The organism is Pseudomonas sp. YuFO8 (assembly GCF_035065025.1).
Taxonomy (GTDB): Bacteria; Pseudomonadota; Gammaproteobacteria; order Pseudomonadales; family Pseudomonadaceae; genus Aquipseudomonas; species Aquipseudomonas putida_AE.
On the sequence record NZ_JAXDEQ010000061.1, the window covers coordinates 1 to 20,672 of the forward strand.

The following is a 20,672-nucleotide window of genomic DNA, read 5'->3' on the forward strand; positions in this document are numbered from 1 at the left end:
CGACGAGTAGTTTTTTCATTCAGCTAACTCCTTGTGGGTACCCGCTTGCGGCGCCCGTTTGGCGCCTGCCAGCGAATGGCCGGCTCATTGATCATTAACGAGAGCTTTTTATTTCCGGGAAAAATGCACAACCAGCTTGTCGCCGACGGTTTGCAGGACCTGCACCAGCACCAGCAGCAACACCACCGTGACCACCATTACATCAGTCTGGAAACGCTGGTAACCGAAGCGGATCGCCAGGTCGCCCAGGCCACCGGCACCGACCACACCGGCCATTGCCGTGTAGGACACCAGTGTAATGGCTGTCACCGTAATCGCCGCGAAGATGCCCGGGCGGGCTTCGGGCAGCAAGGCATTGGTGATGATCTGCCGTGTCGTTGCGCCCATGGCCTGGGTCGCTTCGATGATGCCGCGATCCACTTCACGCAACGCGGTTTCCACCAGTCGCGCGAAGAACGGTGTGGCCCCCACCACCAGCGGCGGGATTGCACCGGCGACGCCGAGGGAAGTGCCGGTGATCAACACGGTGAACGGAATCATCACGATCAGCAGGATGATGAACGGCAGCGAACGCAGAATGTTCACCACCAGGGACAACATCGCGTACACGCCCTTGGCTTCCAGCAACTGACGCGGGCTGCAGAGGAACAGCAGCACACCCAGCGGCAGGCCCAGCAACACGGTGAACAACAGCGAACCGCCGAGCATCAGCAGGGTGTCGCCGGTGGCCAGCCAGATTTCGAACCAGTCGATATTGGCGAAGAAAGTTGTCAGGGCTTCCATTAGCGCAGCACCTCCATGTGGACGTCGGCCGCGGTGAAGCGGGCGAAGGCCGCTTCCATGTCACCGCCGGTCACGGCCAGGGTCAGTTGCCCGTAAGGGATGTCCTTGATGCGGTCGATACGACCGGCCAGGATGCTGTAGTCCACACCGGTTTCCCGAGCGACGGTACCCAGCAGCGGAGCGTAGGTCGCTTCGCCCTGGAAGGTCAGACGCACGATGCGGCCTGGCACGTGAGCGAAGTCGTCGCGCTGTTCGCCTTCGTCGATCTGCTCGTCTTCTTGCACGAAGCGCTTGGTCGTCGGGTGTTTTGGATGCAGGAACACCTCGGCCACCGTGCCTTGCTCGACGATCACGCCAGCATCCATCACCCCGACCTGGTCGCAGACCCGGCGAATCACGTCCATTTCATGGGTGATCAGCACGATGGTCAGCTTCAGCTCGCGATTGATTTCGGCCAGCAGTTGCAGGACCGACGCCGTGGTTTGCGGGTCGAGGGCGCTGGTGGCTTCATCGCACAGGAGGATTTTCGGCTTGGTTGCCAGGGCGCGGGCAATGCCGACGCGCTGCTTCTGGCCGCCGGACAATTGCGCCGGGTACTTGTTGGCGTGGTCGGACAGACCGACCCGGGCCAGCAACTCGGCAACACGCTGATTGATCTCGGCGCGGGACATTTCACCCGCCAGCGTCAGTGGCAGGGCCACGTTGTCGGCAACGGTCTTGGATGCCAGCAGGTTGAAGTGCTGGAAAATCATGCCGACCTGCTGACGGAAACGGCGCAGCCCGTTGGCGTCGAGCGCCGTGACTTCTTCGCCATCCACGATGATCTTGCCGCCACTGGAGTTTTCCAGGCGATTGATCAGACGCAGCAGGGTACTTTTTCCCGCACCGGAATGGCCGATCAGACCAAAAACCTGACCATTCTCTATCGTCAGACTGGTCGGATGCAGGGCGGGAATATCCTTACCGGCGACGCGGTAGGTTTTATGGACGTTTTGAAACTCGATCACGTAGCGAACCTTGTGGGGCGCGTTGGAATAGGATCAGCGGTTAGCCGGGCGCGCATTTTAGCCTGTCCGTATAGCAGTTCTTAGCATTTATTTTGCATTCGACCAGTCATTTGGCAATAACGCGATCAAAGGTCAGATAAAAGGAACGGCGCAAAACAACATCAGTCACTAATAAGGTCACTCGAAAAAAACCCGAGGAGTCTTGCCTGATGAGTACGAAGAAGCCTGCCGCCCCTAAAAGCGCACTGGCCGGGACCGATACCCCGGACCGCAGCAACACCAACACCAAGCTCGATAGCCTGGAAACATTTCGCTCCGACGCCACCGGTCAGGCCTTGCGTACCAATCAAGGCGTGAAGGTGGCAGACAATCAGAACACCTTGAAAGCAGGCGCCCGTGGGCCGTCGCTGCTGGAAGATTTCATCATGCGTGAAAAGATCACGCATTTTGACCATGAGCGCATCCCGGAGCGCATCGTGCATGCCCGCGGCACCGGTGCCCATGGTTTCTTCCAGTCCTACGAGAATCACTCCGTACTGACCAAGGCCGGTTTCCTGCAAGATCCTGCAAAGAAAACGCCGGTGTTCGTGCGTTTTTCTACTGTGCAGGGGCCCCGTGGCTCAGGCGATACCGTACGGGACGTACGCGGTTTCGCCGTGAAGTTTTTCACCGACGAAGGCAACTTCGATCTGGTGGGCAACAACATGCCGGTGTTTTTTATCCAGGACGCCATCAAGTTTCCCGACTTTGTCCACGCAGTAAAACCCGAGCCTCACAACGAAATCCCTACTGGCGGCTCGGCCCACGATACGTTCTGGGACTTTGTCTCGCTGCAACCCGAATCCGCCCACATGGTGATCTGGGCCATGTCCGACCGGGCCATCCCGAAAAGCCTGCGTAGCATGCAAGGCTTCGGCGTGCACACTTTTCGCCTGATCAACGCCGAAGGAAAGTCGCGCTTCGTCAAATTCCACTGGCGCCCTGCCGCCGGGACCTGCTCGCTGGTGTGGGATGAGGCGCAGAAACTGGCGGGCAAGGACACCGACTATCACCGTCGCGATCTCTGGGAAGCCATCGAGATGGGCGACTACCCGGAATGGGAACTGGGCGTACAGGTGATTGAGGAGGAAAACGAACACGCCTTCGATTTCGACATCCTCGACCCCACCAAGCTGATTCCTGAAGAGCTCGTGCCTATTACGCCGCTGGGAAAAATGACGCTCAACCGCAACCCAGACAATTTCTTCGCCGAAACCGAGCAGGTGGCTTTCTGCCCGGGGCACATCGTGCCCGGGATCGACTTCTCCAACGATCCGCTGCTGCAAGGTCGGCTGTTTTCCTACACCGACACGCAGATCAGCCGACTCGGTGGGCCGAACTTTCACGAAATCCCGATCAACCGTCCGGTAGCCCCCTTCCACAACGGCCAGCGTGATGCGTTGCATCGCACCACCATCGACAAGGGGCGCGCGTCCTACGAACCGAACTCGATCGATGGCGGCTGGCCGAAAGAGACGCCCGCGGCCGCACAGGATGGCGGCTTCGAGAGTTACCAGGAGCGCATCGACGCCAACAAGATTCGTCAGCGCAGCGAGTCATTCGGCGACCACTTCTCCCAGGCTCGGCTGTTTTTCCACAGCATGAGCAAGCACGAGCAGGAGCACATCATTTCGGCGTACAGCTTTGAGCTGGGCAAGGTCGAACGGGAATTCATCCGCGCACGCGAGGTGAACGAGATCCTGGCCAACATCGATCTGGAACTGGCCAAGCGCGTGGCGCAAAACCTTGGCCTGCCGGCACCCAAAGCCGGAACGGTCGACGTACCGAAGATCTCGTTGGATCGTTCGCCAGCCCTGAGCCAGGCCAACTTGCTGCCGGGGGACATCAAGACCCGAAAAGTGGCGATTCTCGCGGCCAACGGCGTCGATGGCAATGCGGTCGATGCGATGAAAAAAGCCCTGGAAGCCGAAGGTGCACACGCCAAACTGCTCGGGCCCACCTCGGCGCCGGTCACCACTGCTGACGGCAAGATGCTGCCGGTGGATGCGTCGATGGAGGGCTTGCCGTCCATTGCGTTCGATGCGGTATTCGTGCCCGGAGGCGCGGCCTCGATCAAGGCGCTGAGCACCGACGGCGTGGCGTTGCATTATCTGCTTGAAGCCTACAAACACTTGAAGGCAATTGCCCTGCACGGCGAGGCGAAGCAACTGCTGGATGTGTTGAAACTGGAGGCTGATGCGGGATTGATCGTGGGAGCGGACGGCAAGTTGGCCAAGCCGTTTTTTGCGGCGATCGGCCAGCATCGGGTTTGGGACAGGGAGCCTAAGGCTAAAGCGATTCCGGCCTGACCCCTTCGCGAGCAAGCCCGCTCCTACATTGGATTCGTGACCGACACGGAACCAATGTGGGAGCGGGCTTGCTCGCGAAGCTTTTTACGGTTTGCGAGGGCTCAAGACCATCTGCGCCGGAACGCTGCGAATGATCTGCCGCTCCAGATTCAAATCAAACTGCGGATCGAGCTTTTTCACCCGCTTGGTCAGCAAGTTAGCCAACCATGGGTAATCATCGGTACGCGGCGCCTGAATGCTCACATCACACTGAAAATTCACCACATCGGCGGCGATAGCGTCCAGTTGGCGACGTAGTTTGGCCATATCATTGATATTCAACGCAACCGTCGTGCTCTCCGCCGTCAGGTCGATGACCTTGGCTTTTGGCTGGGCTTCGGCGGCTTTCAGCGCTGCTTCGGCTTTTTCCAGTTCAGCCTTGCGGGCCTCGGCGATGGCGCCATTGACCCCGCCGGTCAGTGCCGGCGCCTTGGGCATCAGCACACGGGCTCGGCTCAGGGCGGTGGCGGCGGCGTTCACATCGCCTTTTTGCAACACGATCTGGCTGCGCAGCAGATAGGCTTCGGCCAGCTGACGCTGATATTGCTCAAGGGATTGATCGTTGGGTGAATCGGCCTGCAATGCCGCCAACTGACCCTCGGCCGTGGCCAGTTCGCTGCTGGCCAGACTTTGTTCCAGCTGTGCAATGGCCGTAGCCCGCGCATCCGGAACCTCGGGGGCCGGTGGCGTGCTTTGGCAGGCGCCCAGCAGCAAAGAAAATGCGACAAGGAGCAGATAACGGGAGGCGAACGACTTCATTCCTGCGACTCTCTATTTGCGCAAAAAACGAGCAAGTCTACACCCCTCGACGGGGCAGAACAAAACTCAGCAGAAACAGCGCGGCGGCTGTCACTACGATCGATGGGCCCGCCGGGGTGTCCTTGAACCAGGACATCGCCAATCCGCCACATACGGCGAGTACGCCCAGCAGGCTCGCACCCAGTGCCATTTGCTCCGGTGAGCGGGCGTGCCGTTGTGCCGCAGCCGCCGGAATGATCAACAACGACGTGATCAGCAACACGCCGACGATTTTCATCGCCACCGCAATCACCACGGCGATCAACAGCATCAGCGCCAGGCGCAAACCCGCCACCGGCAGCCCTTCGACCCTCGCCAACTCTTCGTGCACAGTGATTGCCAGCAATGGCCGCCACAACGTCACCAGCAACGCCAGCACCGCCGCGCTACCCCCGAGGATCCACGCCAGATCGGTCGGACTGATCGCCAGCAAGTCACCGAACAGATAGGCCATCAGGTCGATCCGCACTTCGTGCATGAAGCTTAGTACCACCAGGCCTAAAGAGAGGGTGCTGGGTGCGAGAATTCCCAAAAGCGTGTCGGAGGCCAGCGGCTGGCGTTGTTGCAAGGTCACCAGCAACACCGCCAGCAACAAGCAGCCGACGGTCACGGCCACGGTCGGGCTGACATCCAGCAGAAAACCCAGCGCCACGCCGAGCAATGCCGCGTGAGACAGGGTGTCGCCGAAATAGGCCATGCGCCGCCAGACCACGAAGGAACCCAAGGGGCCCGCCACAACCGCCAGGGCCAGACCTGCAAGCAGGGCGTAGAGCAGAAAATCAGCCATGCTTGCAGCTATCTCCATGAACATGGGTATGGCCCGAGGGGGGCGCCTTGACCACCGAGCCGTGCAAATCGTGGGCGTGGTCGTGATGGTGGTGATAAATCGCCAGGCTTTGTGCGTTTTTTCCGAATAGTTCGACGAAGGCCGGATCGCCGCTGACCTGCTCGGGGTGGCCGGAGCAGCAGACATGGCGATTCAGGCAAACCACCTGGTCCGTGGTGCTCATCACCAGGTGCAGATCGTGAGAAACCATCAACACGCCGCAGCCGTGACGGTCTCGCAGGCGGGTGATCAGGCTATAGAGTTCTGCCTGACCGGCCACGTCGACGCCTTGGACCGGTTCGTCGAGCACCAGCAATTGCGGCTCGCGCAACAAGGCCCGGGCCAACAGGACGCGCTGCATTTCACCGCCGGAAACACTTTGCACGGGGCTATCGATCACCTGTTCGGCGCCGACTTCCTTGAGCGCGGCCAAGGCCATCGCCCGGTCCACACCCGGCACCAGGCGTAGGAAGCGCAGGACCGAGAGCGGCAGGGTCGGATCGACATGCAGTTTTTGCGGCATGTAGCCCACCCGCAGTTTCGGCTTGCGCCAGACGCTGCCGCTGTCGGGTTTCAGCAGGCCGAGCACGGCACGCACCAGAGTGGTCTTGCCGGCGCCATTGGGGCCGATCAGGGTCACGATCTGCCCTGGTTCGACGCTCAATTCGATGTTATCCAGCACAGGTTGGCCGGCAAAGGTGACGGCAACCTGCTCGAGGCGGATCAGCGCGTTACTCATCAGGCCCCCTGGCAACCCGAACAGAGACCGATCACTTCAACGGTCTGGCCTTCGACGACAAACCCGACGTCCCTGGCGCTGGCGATGATCGCGTCGCTGATGGATTTCTGTTCGAGTTCGATGGCAGCGTGGCATTCACGGCAGATCAGGAACTGGCCCTGGTGGGCGTGCGCCGGGTGATTGCAGCCAATGAAGGCATTGAGCGAGGAGATGCGGTGTACCAGACCGTTTTCCAAAAGGAAGTCCAGCGCGCGGTAGACCGTGGGGGGTGCAGCCCGGCGCCCGTCCTGCTCACTGAGGACCGCGAGAATGTCGTAGGCCCCCAGCGGTTTATGGCTTTGCCACACCAGTTCCAGCACCCGCCGACGCAACGCGGTCAGGCGCAAGCCCTTGCGTGCGCACAAGGCATCGGCCTCAGACAGAGCGCTGTGAACGCAATGAGAGTGGTCGTGGGGACGACTTGCAATCGGTGTTTTAGGCATGAGCGGCGACGAATTTTGTGAGAGACGTTATTATATTACCCGTTCTCGCCTCTTCGAGTGGTCATCGTGTCCCGACTTTTTTCCATCTTTGTCGCTTTTTTCGCAAGTTTCCTGCTGCTCGGTTCGGCGCAAGCTGAGGTCAAGGTCCTCACCAGCATCAAGCCGCTACAGCTGATCGCCGCTGCCGTACAGGACGGCGTGGCGATTCCGGAAGTCCTGCTACCACCCGGCGCCTCGCCGCATAACTATGCCCTGCGCCCGTCCGACGTACGGAAGGTGCAATCGGTGGATCTGCTGTACTGGATCGGTCCGGACATGGAAGGTTTCATGCCGCGAGTGCTCAATGGTCGTACCTTGCCGAGCGTTGCCGTGCAGGACCTGCCTGGCCTGAAACTGCGACATTTCGCCGAGGACAACCACTCCCATGCCGAAGAAACCGACGAACATGACCACGACCATCGCCCAGGTACTCTGGATGCGCATTTGTGGTTATCGCCGGTCAACGCCCGGGTCATCGCGGCGAAAATGGCCGCGGATCTGAGTGCCGCCGATTCCGCCAACGCGGCGCGCTACCAGAGCAACCTCAAGGCCTTTGATGAGCGCCTGGACGCGTTGGATGCACGCTTGAAGCAACGTCTGGCGGGTGTTGAAGGCAAACCTTACTTCGTATTCCACGAGGCTTTCGACTACTTCGAAGACGCCTACGGCCTCAAGCACGCCGGCGTGTTCAGCGTCGCGGCCGAAGTGCAGCCCGGCGCCCAGCACGTCGCGGCGATGCGCGCGCGGTTGCAGGAAGTCGGCAAGACCTGCGTATTCAGCGAACCGCCGCTACGCCCACGCCTGGCGGAAACCCTGGTGGCGGGCCTGCCGGTGAAACTGGCGGAACTGGATGCGCTGGGCGGGTATACGCCGGCGACTGCCCAGGGGTATGAGCAGGTGCTGGAGAAGTTGGGGAATGATTTGGCGGGATGCCTGGAGTCGTTGTAATTCGAAAACTGCGTCGCCCCATTCGCGAGCAAGCCCGCTCCCACATTGGACCGAGTGCTTCCAGATGGAACGCGGCCCTATGTGGGAGCGGGCTTGCTCGCGAAGATTTTAAAGGGCGAACGGCAACGGTGTATTGACCTTCTGCCGCTGCGCCAACCGCAGCTCGAACTCCATCGGATCGTGGATCAACACGTCCTGCCCGGCAAAAGACTCCGCCGCGATCAAGCGCGACAACCAGAAGCGTACGCACGCCACCCGCAGCATGGTCGGCCACAACTCGGCTTCGGCCGCGGTGAAAGGACGCAATGCGGCGTAAGCACCCAGCAACGCCCGCGCCCGTGGCCCGTCGATCAAGCCGTCATCGTCGGAGCACCAGTCGTTCAAGGCAATCGCCACGTCGTAGAGCATCGGCCCCGAGCAGGCGTTGTAGAAATCGATCAGCCCGGTCAGGTGTGTGCCTTCGAACATCGCGTTATCGCGGAACAGGTCGGCGTGGATGTTGGCCCGTGGCAACGCGAGGATTTTCTCTTTCTGCTCGGTGATTTCTTCCAGTGCCCGTTGCAACAGATCTTTCTGCTGCGGTTTGAGGTGCGAAAGAAACTGCGTGCCTTCTTCCTGCATCCAGTCCAGGCCACGATCGGTCTTGCGCTTGATCATGTTGGCCTGGGTCGCCAGGTGCAGGTGCGCCAGCAACTCACCCACTTGGCTGCAATGCTGCGCATTGGCTTGCTTGATGTGCTTGCCGGCCAGGCGCGGTTGCAACAGCGCAGGCTTGCCGGCCAGTTCGCGCAGGGCCACGCCGTCGGTGGTACGCAGGGCGTAAGGCACCGGCAGGTCGGCCTGGTGCAGCACGTCGAGCAATTCGATGAAGAATGGCATCTCCTGCACCGGGCCACGCTCGATCAGGGTCAGGACGAATTCGCCCTGCTCCAGGCTGATAAAGAAATTGGTGTTTTCGCTACCGGCGGCAATCCCCTGGAAATCAAGCAGGCGGCCGAGGCCATAAGGGGCGAGAAAAGCTTCCAGCTCGGGCCGAGCCAGGGGGGTAAACACAGACATGGTTAAAACTGCCAGTACGAGGCGTTGCTCTTGAGCCAACGCCGGTTGAAATTAAGAAACTACTTCCACTCGAAGATCTTCCACGACGGTATCAGCATATCCGGCTGATCCGAGCGGATGAAGTTTGCATCGGTCCCGTCTGCGCGCACCAGGAAATAAGGCGGTGCGCCCTTCGGCGTAACCTTGATCGCATACAGGAAACCGTTCTGGCGGTATTCCTGGATGACCTTGTCGCCTTCCGTGCGGATCGTAACTTCCGGCTCAGGTGTCGGCGCATCGTCCGCCGCCATGACGGCCAACGGTGTGATTGCAAACAAGCCAGCCAGCAACAGGCGATTTAGTGTGCGCATGATAACCTTGTCCCTTTGTCGTCAACGGTCCCGCTATTCTAGCGCCGGACCCGCCGAAAAGGTTGATCCTGCTCATGAGCCAAGCCCCCCTCGTCCTGGTGGACGGTTCTTCTTACCTGTACCGCGCCTTTCACGCGCTGCCACCGCTGACCACGTCCAAAGGCCTGCCGACCGGCGCCGTCAAGGGCGTGTTGAACATGCTCAAGAGTCTGCGCAAGCAGTACCCGGACAGTCCCTTCGCCGTGGTGTTCGACGCCAAGGGTGGGACGTTTCGCGATGACATGTACGCCGAATACAAGGCCAACCGGCCGAGCATGCCCGACGACATGCGCGTGCAGATCGAGCCCCTGCATCAAAGCGTGATCGCCCTGGGCTTCCCGCTGTTGTGCGTCGAAGGCGTCGAGGCCGATGACGTGATCGGCACGCTGGCCCGCAGCAGCGCGGCGGCCGATCGCCCGGTGGTCATCTCCACCGGCGACAAGGACATGGCGCAACTGGTCGACGGCCACATTACCTTGGTCAATACCATGACCGGTAGCAGCATGGACGTAGAGGGCGTGAAGGAGAAATTCGGCGTCGCTCCCGAGCAGATCATCGACTATCTGGCACTCATGGGCGATTCTTCCGACAACATTCCGGGCGTTCCTGGAATAGGCCCAAAAACCGCTTCCGGCCTGCTGGTGGGCGTGAATGGCGGCCTGACCGAGCTCTACGCGCAGCTCGACATCGTCCCGACCCTGCCGATCCGTGGTGCCAAGACCCTGCCGGCCAAGCTCGAAGAGCACAAGGAGATGGCCTTCCTCTCCTATCAACTGGCGACCATCAAGGTCGATGTACCGTTGGACATCGGTCTCGATGACCTGCAGATGGGCGCGGAAGATCCGGCCAAACTCTACGAGCTCTACACCCTGCTGGAATTCAAGAGCTGGCTGAACGATCTTGATCGGGACGCCAAACGTCTTGAACTGAGCAGTGCTGCCGCCGAGCCTGCGCCGGCTGCAGACCTGTTCAGCGCATCCGAGGCTGAGGTCGAGACACCGGCCGCCGCCCCTGAGGCCGCTTATGAAACCATCCTTGATCAGGCCCGTTTCGACGTCTGGCTGGAAAAACTCAACAGCGCCAAGCTGTTCGCCTTCGACACCGAAACCACCGGCATCGATGCGCAACAGGCGCAGCTGGTAGGCCTGTCGTTCGCCGTGCAGGCCAACGAAGCCGCCTACATTCCGCTGACCCATTCCTACATCGGCGTGCCAGAACAACTGGACCGCGACACTGTGCTGCGCGCCCTCAAGCCAATTCTGGAAGACCCGAACAAGCTCAAGGTCGGCCAGCACGCCAAGTTCGACATGAACATCCTGGCCAACTGCGCCATCGGTGGCGATCAGGCCAACGGCATCACCGTGCGCGGCATTGCCTTCGATACCATGCTTGAGTCCTACGTGCTCAACTCCACGGCCACTCGCCACGACATGGACAGCCTGGCGTTGAAATACCTGGATCACACCACGGTGAGTTTCCAGGACATTGCCGGCAAAGGCGCCAAGCAGCTGACGTTCGACCAGATTGCCCTCGAGCAGGCCGGCCCGTACGCCGCCGAGGACGCCGATATCACCCTGCGCCTGCATCAGGCGCTGTTCGAGAAGCTCAACGCCATTCCGAGCCTGGCCAGCGTCCTGACCGACATCGAAATCCCGTTGGTGCCGGTGCTGGCGCGTATCGAACGCCAGGGCGCGTTCGTGGATGCCGCGCTGCTCGGCGTGCAAAGCATCGAACTGGGCGACAAGATGGTGGCGCTGGAGCGTGAAGCCTTCGAGATCGCCGGTGAGGAATTCAACCTGGGTTCGCCCAAGCAGCTCGGCGTCATTCTCTACGAGAAGCTCGGCCTGCCCGTGCTGAAGAAGACCGCCAAGGGCCAGCCGTCCACCGCCGAAGAAGTGCTGGCCAAACTGGCCGAGGACGACTACCGGCTGCCGAAAGTGCTCATGGAATACCGTTCCATGAGCAAGCTCAAGAGCACCTACACCGACCGTCTACCGGAACAGATCAATCCGCGTACCGGCCGCATTCACACTTCATATCACCAGGCCGTTGCATCCACCGGGCGCCTGTCCTCCAGCGATCCGAACCTGCAGAACATCCCGGTGCGCACGGCTGAAGGGCGGCGCATCCGCCAGGCCTTCGTCGCCCCGACCGGCTACAAGCTGCTGGCTGCCGACTATTCGCAGATCGAACTGCGGATCATGGCGCACCTGTCCCGCGATGAAGGCCTGATGAATGCCTTCCGTCACAACCTGGACGTGCACACCGCAACCGCCGCCGAAGTGTTCAAGGTCGAACTCACTGACGTGACCTCCGACCAGCGCCGCAGCGCCAAGGCGATCAACTTCGGCCTGATCTACGGCATGGGCGCGCAGAAACTCGGCAAGGACATCGGTGTCGATACCAAGACGGCCAAGGCCTATATCGATACCTACTTCGCCCGTTACCCCGGAGTTCGCGAGTACATGGACCGCACCCGCGCCCAGGCCGCGGATCAAGGCTATGTGGAAACCTTCTTCGGGCGCCGGCTGTACCTGCCGGAGATCAATTCGAACAAGCCGCAGGAGCGTGCAGCCGCCGAACGCACGGCCATCAACGCACCGATGCAAGGCACGGCCGCCGACATCATCAAGAAAGCCATGGTCGCTGTGGATAACTGGCTGACCAGCTCCGGCCTCGACGCCAAGGTCATCCTGCAGGTGCACGATGAATTGGTGCTGGAGGTGCGTGAAGATCTGGTCGAGCAGGTCAGCGAAGAGATTCGCCTGCACATGAGCGGCGCGGCGAAACTGGATGTGCCATTGCTGGTCGAGGTCGGGGTGGGCAATAACTGGGATGAGGCGCACTGAGTCGCCGATGCTGCTGCGGCATGATGCCGCGGCAGACTGCGCAAACGCTGCTTAGTCCAAAAGGCGCTTGGGGTTATTCCAAAGCGCGCGAAAAAAAATTGAACTAATTCTGCTTCCAGCCACTCAGATTTACTGAATGGCTGGTGAAGCCCTTCGATGCTCCTATGTTGTGTTAAGTGTTGGCAGATATCTGGACCCCGCCCTAGCGGTCTAGAACTTGAACCCCGGAACTTCCCCCTCCCCATTGAAGTCCGGGGTTTTTTTTGCCTGTAGAAAACTGCCTGCTGCGATCAAGCCGCACTGGCCTGACCGCACTTCAGACTATTTTTTACACACTTATCCGGTGACTTCTTCGGCGCCCTTGTCCGCCAGTTCCATCCAGCCTGCCAATACAGTGTAGGCGTCTTCCAGGCCCATGCGTTTGGGCGCCGAAAACAACTGGATCGTCACGGCATCGCCCCAACCCTTGCGGATTTCCGACTGCACCTTGAGCAGCGTGTTCTTGGCCGCGCCGTAGGTCAGCTTGTCCGCCTTGGTCAGCAGGATGTGCATCGGCATGCCGGCGGCAACGGCCCAATCGAGCATCAGCAGGTCGAAGTCGGTCATCGGGTGACGGATGTCCATCATCAGGATCAGTCCCTTCAAACTCTCGCGACCACCCAGGTAGGCCTCGAGGTGACGCTGCCAGTGTTGCTTGAGTGGGATCGGTACTTTTGCATAACCGTAGCCCGGCAGGTCGACCAGACGGCGTTCATCGTCTAGCTTGAAGAAGTTCAAGAGTTGCGTGCGCCCCGGGGTTTTCGAGGTGCGCGCCAGGCTGGCATGCGTCAGGGTGTTCAGGGCACTGGACTTGCCGGCGTTGGAACGCCCGGCGAAGGCGACTTCGAAGCCTTCGTCATCCGGACATTGGTCGACTTTGGCGGCGCTGAGCATGAAGGTGGACTGTTGGCACAGACCGAGGATGGGATTCTTGAGTTGCATGGGATTTCCGATGTGGGCGGCGCCAGGAATAGGTGCGGCAAGCAGTGTCGCTTCCGTTTCAGTGACGCCAGTATATAATGCCGCAGATTTTGTGTGCGCTTTGTCCCGACGCAGGATGAAGTTCACGAGAGCGACAGACCTTGATTGCGCACTAGAACGCAGATCGCTCTCAACCCTGAAAAGGTCGTTTTATGACGAAATGGCTGCTAGCTGCCGCAATCCTGATGCCGCTTTACAGTGCGCAGGCTACACAGGATCCGGAAGCTGTGTACAACCGTGTTTGTGGTGCCTGTCATTCCGGCCAACTACCCATGGCGCCCCGCAAGGGCGATCAGGAAGCTTGGACGCCGAGGTTGGCGAAAGGTATGGAGACGCTGGTGCAACACGTGACCCAGGGTTTCAAGGCGATGCCGCCGCGTGGTTTGTGCATGGACTGCAGTGCCGAGGATTACCAAGCCATCATCCACTGGATGAGCGAGTAAACCCGGTCCATAACTTAACCCTTAGCCGTAGTTGGATTAGCTGATGAACAAATTGATCGTGAGTCTGCTGTTGACCGTGGGGATCTCCGGCATTGCCCATGCTGCAGGTGAGCCAGTCAAACCTGGTGACGCCGCCGCAGGCCAGGCAAAAGCCGCCGTATGTGGCGCCTGTCATGGCCCGGATGGCAACAGCATGGCGCCTAACTTTCCAAAACTGGCAGGCCAGGGCGAACGCTACCTGACCAAGCAGTTGCACGACATCAAGTCGGGCAAGCGCACCGTTCTGGAAATGACTGGCCTGCTGACCAACCTGAGCGACCAGGACCTGGCGGACATCGCGGCCTACTTCGCCAGCCAGAAGGGCAGCGTCGGCGCCGCCGACCCGAAAGTCGTGTCACGCGGTGAAGCACTGTTCCGCGGCGGTGATCTGGCCAAGGGCTTGCCATCGTGCACCGGCTGCCACTCGCCAAACGGCGCGGGCAACGCAGCCGCCGGCTTCCCGCACCTGGGCGGTCAACACGCTCAATATATCGCCAAGCAGCTCACTGACTTCCGCAAGGAAGAAGGTGGCCGCAATAACGACGGCGATACCAAACCGATGCAGAGCATTGCCAAAAAGCTGAGCGACGAAGACATCGCGGCAGTGTCCAGCTACATCCAGGGCCTGCACTAAGACCGGTGAATCGGGCGTTGATCGGGATCTTCAACTCCTGCAACGTTAACGCTCCATTAATCCGTCGCAGCAAGTATAAAAAGGGTGGCCTTGGCCGCCCTTTTTTGTGGCCGCTGCCGTTACACTACAGAACTCAGGCCCGCCATGATCTGTCTTAATCCAGGTCCCGCGAGGCGAAAAAATTTGTCCAGGAGTAAAGCATGCGTAATCTGATCATCAGCGCCGTTTTTGCCGCTGCCAGCCTGCTCGGCATGACTGCCCAAGCCGCTGAAGCCCCCGCCGCACCTTACGTCGAGCTGAGCAATCCGGTGCCGGTCGCCGTGCCTGGCAAGATCGAAGTGGTGGAGCTGTTCTGGTACGGTTGCCCGCACTGCTACAAATTTGAACCGGTGATCAATCCCTGGGTGGAAAAACTTCCATCCGACGTGAATTTCAAGCGTATCCCGGCAATGTTCGGCGGCCCTTGGGATGCTCACGGTCAAATGTTCCTGACCCTCGAATCCATGGGTGTCGAGCATAAGGTTCATGCTGCGGTGTTCAAGGCGATTCAGGAAGAACACAAAAAATTGACTACCCCGGATGAGATGGCCGAATTCCTGGTCACCCAAGGCGTAGACAAGGATAAATTCCTCGCCACCTTCAATTCCTTTGCCATCAAGGGCCAGGTCGTTCAAGCCCGTGAACTTGCCAAGAAATATGAAATCACCGGCGTACCAACCATGATCGTCAATGGTAAGTACCGTTTTGACATCGGCTCTGCCGGCGGTGCCGAACAAGCCCTGCAACTGGCCGATAAACTGGTCGACCAAGAGCGAGCGGCTAACAAGGCTGCCGCCAACTAAGCGAGGCGCCTGCCATGCGCCGCTGGGGAACCGAACGTGTCGTTGGCCTGCATGATCCGCAGGTCAACGAGCATCACCTGGAATCGACGGGCCTGCCCGCAGACAGCCGTCTGCGCTTGCTCAGCTTCAATATCCAGGTCGGTATCAGCACCGAGCGGTATCGGCATTACCTGACCCGGGGCTGGCAACATCTGTTGCCGCATACCGGGCGTGCGGACAATCTGCAAAAAATCGGCAATCTGCTGGGCGACTTCGATCTGGTCGCCCTGCAGGAAGTCGATGGCGGCAGCCTGCGCTCAGGCTACGTCAATCAAGTCGAACACCTGGCCCAGCTCGGTGCCTTCCCCTACTGGTATCAACAGCTCAATCGCAATCTCGGTCGCCTGGGCCAGCACAGCAACGGTGTGCTCAGTCGCCTGCGTCCGTGGGCGATCGAGGACCATCCACTGCCGGGGCCGAAAGGTCGCGGGGCGATTCTGGTGCGCTTCGGCGAAGGTCCGGAAGCACTGGTGGTGGTCATGATGCACCTGGCACTTGGCGCTCGTACCCGCAGCCTGCAACTGGCTTACATCCGCGAGCTGATCGGTGGCTACAAGCACCAGGTATTGATGGGTGACATGAACACCCACGCCAGTGACCTGCTGCAAAACTCTCCATTGCGCGACCTCGGCCTACTGGCCCCGCAACTGGATGCGACATTCCCCAGCTGGCGCCCGCAGCGCTGCCTGGACCATATTCTACTGAGCCCGAGCCTGACCCTGGAAAAGGTCGAGGTGCTGGCGCAACCCATTTCCGATCACCTGCCGGTCGCGGTAGAGATTCGTCTGCCGGGTTCGCTCACGGCCGATGCATTGCCCGCGTTGAGTCCTGCCCCCCCGCGGAACCCATGAATGAGCGAAGAAGCACAGCGCTGGAAAGAGAAGTACCTGCAAAGCATCGAACAACAGGAAAAGCTCGAACGTCGCTGGGACGCCCGGCTCGACCTGCTGCGCCGGGGCCTGGTGCGCAGCACGCTGGCAGCGGAAGGCACCGACCGCGTCGTTGACCAATGCATGAAGGAGATGCGCGAAGTCGTGCGCACCGACGACATGGACGCCGGTCTTGCCGCCCTGCTGCCTCGCCTGGAAAAAGCCGTACTCGACTCCGAGCAGCGCCGGGAAACCCGGATCAACCAGACCAGCGCCGCCCTCAACGCCCTGGTCACGCAGCTGCAGACATTGCCTCTGCCCCGGGAAGTGAGCCGCCCCCTCAAGCACTTCGCCAAGCAACTGGATAGCCGTGTCAGCCAGGCGCGTGAGATCCCGTTGCTGCTCGGCGAACTGAGCGGGCTGCAAGGCAAGGCCCTGAGCCAACTGGAGAGCCCGGCGGAACCCGAACGCCCTGGCCTGTTGCAGCGGCTGTTCGGTCAACGTGAAGCCGAAGAAGCCATACCCGCACAACAGGTACTTTTCGCGCACACGGGCGAAAACGTTTTGGCGCCTGTGGTCGCGCCCCCGCCAGTCATTGCTGACACCGCGCCGCAGGCGACTCCGGACATTCCGGCTGCAACCCAGCCTGAAGCTGTTGCGCCAACCCTTGAGGCGCAGCAAGCGCCTGTCAAACCCGTACCTCAGACTGAACAGGCACTCAATCCCGACGAATTGAGCCCGGCGCTGTTGCTCGACACCCTGCCGCTGCCCGCGCCCATGGCCCAGGCCCTGGCAGCCATCGATCCGCAGCAGCCCGAGCAAGACATGCTCTACGCCCTGCCCGACTCGCCCGAACCGTCCTACAGTTCTGTGGCCAAACACATCGAAGACACCCTGTTGGGCTTGCTCGACGACCTGACTCTACCCGAGCGTCATCGTCCACAAGCCGAATCGATGCGTGAACGTCTGAAAAATGGCTTGAACTGGTACGAGTTGCTACCGATTCTCGATGATCTGGCGACGTTGATGCTGGCCATCTCCGACAGTGGCCAACATGAATTCGAAGCCTATCTGCAGCGGCTCAATGAACGCCTGGAATCGTTCCAGAGCAACCTGCAGGCCGCCAGCGCCGGCCATGCCGACAGCCGATCCGCCGCCCATGCGATGGACACGCAGATTCGCGAACAGGTCGACGGCTTACAGAGCAGCGTGCAGGAAGCGGCCGACCTGGATGACCTCAAGCACGTCCTGGAGAACCATCTGGAAGGCTTGCTCGGCACCATGGACCAGCACCGCCAGCAGCGCGACGAGCGCGAGCAGGAGGTGGCAGCCCGCCTGCACAGCCTGGCCGAACGGGTTGCGCACATGGAACAGGAAGCCCAGGGCTTTCGCGAGCACCTCGAAGAGCAACGCCAGAAAGCCCTGATCGACCCGCTGACCGGCCTGCCCAACCGCGCGGCCTGGAGCGAACGCCTGGAGCATGAGATCGGCCAATGGCAGCAGCACGGCAACACGCTGATGCTGGCCATGCTCGACCTCGATCATTTCAAGCGCATCAATGATAACTACGGGCACCTGGCGGGCGACAAAGTGCTGAAAATCATTGCCAGTGTGCTGCGCAAACGCCTGCGCGGAACGGATTTCATTGCGCGCTTTGGCGGCGAGGAGTTTGTCCTGTTGATGCCGTCCACAGTTCCGGCGAACGGCCTGAAACTCCTGGAAACACTGCGCGCCGCTATCGAAGCTTGCCCTTTTCACTTCAGGGGTGAACCGGTAACGATAACCCTCTCCATCGGGCTGGCGGCATTCAAACCCGGTGAGCATAGCGATCTAGTGCTCAAAAGAGCCGATCAGGCGCTATACCGCGCCAAAAATGCCGGGCGAAACCGGGTGGAGTTGGGCTGAAGGCTTTTGCCCCATTTTGTTCAAATCGTTGCGATCGGCCAACACGCACAAGGCAGTACGTTACACTGTTGCATTACTGTCTTTAGCGCGTTGGCTTTCCCATGAAATATCTTGCTCTCATCGTGTCGCTGATCCTGTTGGCTGGTTGCGCCAGCGGCCCCCGATACGACACCAGCCACGCTTCGGCCAACCACGACAGTCGCATTCAGTTCGTCGTGCTCCATTACACCTCCGCATCGCTGGAGCGCTCGCTGCAACTGCTGACCCACGGCGAAGTCAGCAGCCACTACCTTGTCGGCGACGACAAGAACGCGACCATCTACAAGCTGATGGATGAAAATCTGCGGTCCTGGCACGCCGGGGAAAGCCAGTGGCAAGGCCGGACCTGGATGAACTCCAGTTCCATCGGTATCGAAATCGTCAATCCAGGCTTCAAGGACACTCCGACCGGGCGCCTGTGGTACCCCTACACCGAAGCGCAGGTCCAGTCCCTGGTCGTCCTGCTCAAGGACATCAGCCAGCGCTACGCAATCAGCCCGCGCAACATCGTCGGACATAGCGACATCGCCCCCCTGCGCAAGCTTGATCCAGGGCCACTGTTCCCCTGGAAGCGCCTGGCTGAGCAAGGGATCGGCATTTGGCCGAACGAGCAAGCCGTAGCGCGCCAGCAAAGCCGCTTCGAAACACAGCTGCCGAGCATCAGCTGGTTCCAGTCACAACTGGCCCGCGTCGGTTACGACACGCCGCAAACCGGCGAACTGGATGTCGCTACCCGCCATGTGCTGGCGGCCTTCCAGATGCATTTTCGACCGTCGCGCTATGACGGTACGCCGGACGCACAAACAGCTGCGATGCTTCAGGTATTAATTCAGACAAAATAATGACGATCGCCCGACGGTCAGCGCGTTTCTCAAATAGCAGCTATAACTCATTGGTAATTCGTCGGATATTCCATAATGACTGCTGCTCGAGAGACACTCAGAAGTTGGTTCTATCGCCCCTGGTTTCTGGCGATGCTGGCTGCTGTCTTGAGCGCTACCCTGATGATGGCCGGCAGTTACTTCGTTGCCATCCACCAGGTTGAGCAAAACGAAAGCTGGGAAATGAACGCCCAGGGCGAACGCTTTCTCGCCCGGCTCGAGCAACTATTCGGGCAGTTGCGCGAAAGCCTCGATGACCTGGAAGCCCAGCCACTGCGTAGCTGTGACGACGACATGATCGCGACCCTGCAGCAGGTCAGCTTCAATTATCGCTTCGTCTATGAGGCGGCCTACATGGACGACTCGCGAATCTGCTCCAACCGTCCACGCCAGGAAGGCCTGTCTCTGTTACGCCCACCGGACATCAAAGGCCCCACCTACACTTACTGGTTGAACACCACTACCGAGCCGGATGAAAACCGTGCCGCGCTGATGCTCGGACGCGGCAACTTCCGGGTCGCGACCTCCCGCGGCCATTTGACCGACATGGTCGACCTGTCGCCGGGCAGCAGCCTGCTGGTGGTACTGGATCATGGCACCCGGGCCATTCCGGTGCTGGGCGTCGCGCAAGCCTGGCCACCGACCGGCCATTGGCCGCCGGAAGCCCGCGATGCGCTGCAGGTCACCCAGAACAGGCTGATTTACCGCATGCCCACCGATAACCCGGAATACCAGCTGGTGCTGATCAGCCCGCGCAGCGGCACCCATATACCGCCTGTTTGGTGGTGGCTGCTGCCCGCCTGCGTGTTATTGGCCCTGTGCGTGGGTTTCCTGGTGTTCTTGCTGGTGCGCCAACGCCAGTCCCTGGACGCTGAACTGACGGGCGCCATTCGTCGAGGCGAGTTGCAGGTACTGTATCAACCGATCTTCGACCTCGACAGCCGCAACTGCGTCGGGGCCGAGGCCTTGCTGCGCTGGCGCAGGCCAGACGGCACCCTGACCAGTCCCGACCTGTTCATTCCGATGGCCGAGAACACCGGGCAGATTCGCCAGATGACCGACTTTGTCCTGCAACGCCTGCTCGAGCAGCTGGGGCAACTGCTGCGGGCCAATCCGCAGTTGTATATCTCGGTCAACCTGGCGGCCTGCGACGTCATGGTCCCGCGGATCGGCCAGGTGATGGCCCGCCTGTTGACCCTGCACCGGGTCGCGGCCAAGCAAATTGCCTTCGAAGTCACCGAGCGCGGATTGATCGACGTGGTGGTGGCCCGGGAAAACCTGCAAGCCTTGCGCGATGTCGGGCATCAGGTCCTGATCGATGACTTTGGCACCGGTTATTGCAGCCTCGCCTACCTGCAAACCCTGCCAGTAGATTGTCTCAAGATCGACAAGGCGTTCATCGATGCCCTGGGCCATGACGCGGCGAGCAGCGGTGTCGCCCCGCATATCATTCACATGGCTCAGTCACTGCACTTGAAGGTGATTGCCGAAGGCATCGAGCATGAAGCCCAGGCGGCGCTCCTGAGCAGTGAGGGGGTGAAGTTCGGTCAGGGCTGGCTTTTCGCCCATGCTCTGAGCGCGGTACAGTTCATCGAGCTGATTACCCGAGGCCGCCGACTGGCTGGCCGACGCCTGGATGACGAAGCGTAAGAGCG

Annotated in this window: 19 protein-coding genes; 10 read left to right on the forward strand and 9 right to left on the reverse strand. The window is 60.4% G+C overall.

Annotated elements, in window-relative coordinates:
* Nucleotides 1-108 precede the first annotated feature (108 nt).
* Entirely contained in the window at nucleotides 109-783 is a 675-nt protein-coding gene (locus SOP95_RS29810; protein ID WP_008027679.1) for a methionine ABC transporter permease, read from the reverse strand.
* Nucleotides 783-1,790 (reverse strand): methionine ABC transporter ATP-binding protein, encoded by a 1,008-nt coding sequence (locus SOP95_RS29815; protein ID WP_274073833.1) that lies wholly within the window; start codon nucleotides 1,788-1,790, stop codon nucleotides 783-785. The genes SOP95_RS29810 and SOP95_RS29815 overlap by 1 nt, the downstream gene beginning before the upstream one ends.
* A 209-nt stretch (nucleotides 1,791-1,999) precedes the next feature.
* On the opposite strand from SOP95_RS29815, the gene katE reads away from it, so the two are divergent.
* Nucleotides 2,000-4,138 (forward strand): catalase HPII, encoded by a 2,139-nt coding sequence (katE, locus tag SOP95_RS29820; protein ID WP_442967789.1) that lies wholly within the window; start codon nucleotides 2,000-2,002, stop codon nucleotides 4,136-4,138.
* An 84-nt stretch (nucleotides 4,139-4,222) separates the two neighbouring features.
* On the opposite strand, the gene SOP95_RS29825 is transcribed toward katE, so the two are convergent.
* The 4 genes from SOP95_RS29825 to SOP95_RS29840 are packed head-to-tail and all read right to left on the reverse strand — an operon-like array spanning nucleotide 4,223 to nucleotide 7,022.
* Nucleotides 4,223-4,936 (reverse strand): PA5502 family lipoprotein, encoded by a 714-nt coding sequence (locus SOP95_RS29825; RefSeq protein WP_274073832.1) that lies wholly within the window; start codon nucleotides 4,934-4,936, stop codon nucleotides 4,223-4,225.
* A gap of 37 nt (nucleotides 4,937-4,973) precedes the next feature.
* Nucleotides 4,974-5,762, reverse strand: a complete 789-nt coding sequence (gene znuB, locus SOP95_RS29830; protein ID WP_274073831.1) for a zinc ABC transporter permease subunit ZnuB — start codon at nucleotides 5,760-5,762, stop codon at nucleotides 4,974-4,976.
* The gene (znuC, locus tag SOP95_RS29835) at nucleotides 5,755-6,540 is read right to left on the reverse strand and encodes a zinc ABC transporter ATP-binding protein ZnuC (RefSeq protein WP_274073830.1); all 786 of its coding nucleotides are present in this window, start codon (nucleotides 6,538-6,540) and stop codon (nucleotides 5,755-5,757) included. Before znuC ends, znuB begins: the two co-directional genes overlap by 8 nt.
* Nucleotides 6,540-7,022, reverse strand: coding sequence for a Fur family transcriptional regulator (locus tag SOP95_RS29840; protein WP_274073829.1), 483 nt, complete (start codon nucleotides 7,020-7,022; stop codon nucleotides 6,540-6,542). Before SOP95_RS29840 ends, znuC begins: the two co-directional genes overlap by 1 nt.
* A 66-nt stretch (nucleotides 7,023-7,088) precedes the next feature.
* Between SOP95_RS29840 and SOP95_RS29845 the strand changes: the two genes are divergently transcribed.
* A complete protein-coding gene (locus SOP95_RS29845) occupies nucleotides 7,089-8,009 on the forward strand; it encodes a zinc ABC transporter substrate-binding protein (RefSeq protein WP_274073828.1) in 921 nt (306 codons plus the stop codon).
* Between the two features lie 108 nt (nucleotides 8,010-8,117).
* On the opposite strand, the gene SOP95_RS29850 is transcribed toward SOP95_RS29845, so the two are convergent.
* Together SOP95_RS29850 and SOP95_RS29855 are read right to left on the reverse strand one after the other, a co-directional pair.
* On the reverse strand, nucleotides 8,118-9,068 hold the full coding sequence (locus tag SOP95_RS29850) for a homoserine kinase (RefSeq protein WP_323609289.1): 951 nt from the start codon (nucleotides 9,066-9,068) through the stop codon (nucleotides 8,118-8,120).
* 59 nt (nucleotides 9,069-9,127) lie between these two features.
* Complete coding sequence (locus tag SOP95_RS29855) at nucleotides 9,128-9,418, reverse strand: DUF2782 domain-containing protein (RefSeq protein WP_046818667.1); 291 nt, start codon at nucleotides 9,416-9,418, stop codon at nucleotides 9,128-9,130.
* A gap of 74 nt (nucleotides 9,419-9,492) precedes the next feature.
* Between SOP95_RS29855 and polA the strand changes: the two genes are divergently transcribed.
* Nucleotides 9,493-12,306: a DNA polymerase I gene (gene polA, locus SOP95_RS29860; RefSeq protein ID WP_323609290.1), complete on the forward strand. Its 2,814-nt coding sequence runs from the start codon at nucleotides 9,493-9,495 to the stop codon at nucleotides 12,304-12,306.
* A 336-nt stretch (nucleotides 12,307-12,642) separates the two neighbouring features.
* Here polA and yihA read toward each other — a convergent pair whose 3' ends face one another.
* The gene (gene yihA, locus SOP95_RS29865) at nucleotides 12,643-13,287 is read right to left on the reverse strand and encodes a ribosome biogenesis GTP-binding protein YihA/YsxC (protein ID WP_046818665.1); all 645 of its coding nucleotides are present in this window, start codon (nucleotides 13,285-13,287) and stop codon (nucleotides 12,643-12,645) included.
* A 191-nt stretch (nucleotides 13,288-13,478) separates the two neighbouring features.
* Here yihA and SOP95_RS29870 point away from each other — a divergent pair, with 191 nt between their 5' ends.
* The 7 genes from SOP95_RS29870 (at nucleotide 13,479) to SOP95_RS29900 (ending at nucleotide 20,667) form a co-directional block, all read left to right on the forward strand.
* A complete protein-coding gene (locus SOP95_RS29870; RefSeq protein ID WP_274073825.1) occupies nucleotides 13,479-13,769 on the forward strand; it encodes a c-type cytochrome in 291 nt (96 codons plus the stop codon).
* Between the two features lie 43 nt (nucleotides 13,770-13,812).
* Nucleotides 13,813-14,442, forward strand: coding sequence for a c-type cytochrome (locus tag SOP95_RS29875; RefSeq protein ID WP_274073824.1), 630 nt, complete (start codon nucleotides 13,813-13,815; stop codon nucleotides 14,440-14,442).
* Nucleotides 14,443-14,642: 200 nt separating this feature from the next.
* Nucleotides 14,643-15,284: a thiol:disulfide interchange protein DsbA/DsbL gene (locus SOP95_RS29880; protein WP_274073823.1), complete on the forward strand. Its 642-nt coding sequence runs from the start codon at nucleotides 14,643-14,645 to the stop codon at nucleotides 15,282-15,284.
* Between the two features lie 14 nt (nucleotides 15,285-15,298).
* Nucleotides 15,299-16,174, forward strand: coding sequence for an endonuclease/exonuclease/phosphatase family protein (locus SOP95_RS29885; RefSeq protein ID WP_323609292.1), 876 nt, complete (start codon nucleotides 15,299-15,301; stop codon nucleotides 16,172-16,174).
* Nucleotides 16,175-18,097, forward strand: a complete 1,923-nt coding sequence (locus tag SOP95_RS29890) for a diguanylate cyclase (RefSeq protein ID WP_323609293.1) — start codon at nucleotides 16,175-16,177, stop codon at nucleotides 18,095-18,097.
* Between the two features lie 101 nt (nucleotides 18,098-18,198).
* Entirely contained in the window at nucleotides 18,199-18,978 is a 780-nt protein-coding gene (locus SOP95_RS29895) for an N-acetylmuramoyl-L-alanine amidase (protein WP_274073820.1), read from the forward strand.
* A 75-nt stretch (nucleotides 18,979-19,053) separates the two neighbouring features.
* Nucleotides 19,054-20,667 carry an EAL domain-containing protein gene (locus SOP95_RS29900; protein WP_274073819.1) on the forward strand — a complete coding sequence of 538 codons (1,614 nt, stop codon included), beginning with the start codon at nucleotides 19,054-19,056 and terminating at the stop codon, nucleotides 20,665-20,667.
* Nucleotides 20,668-20,672: the final 5 nt, after the last annotated feature.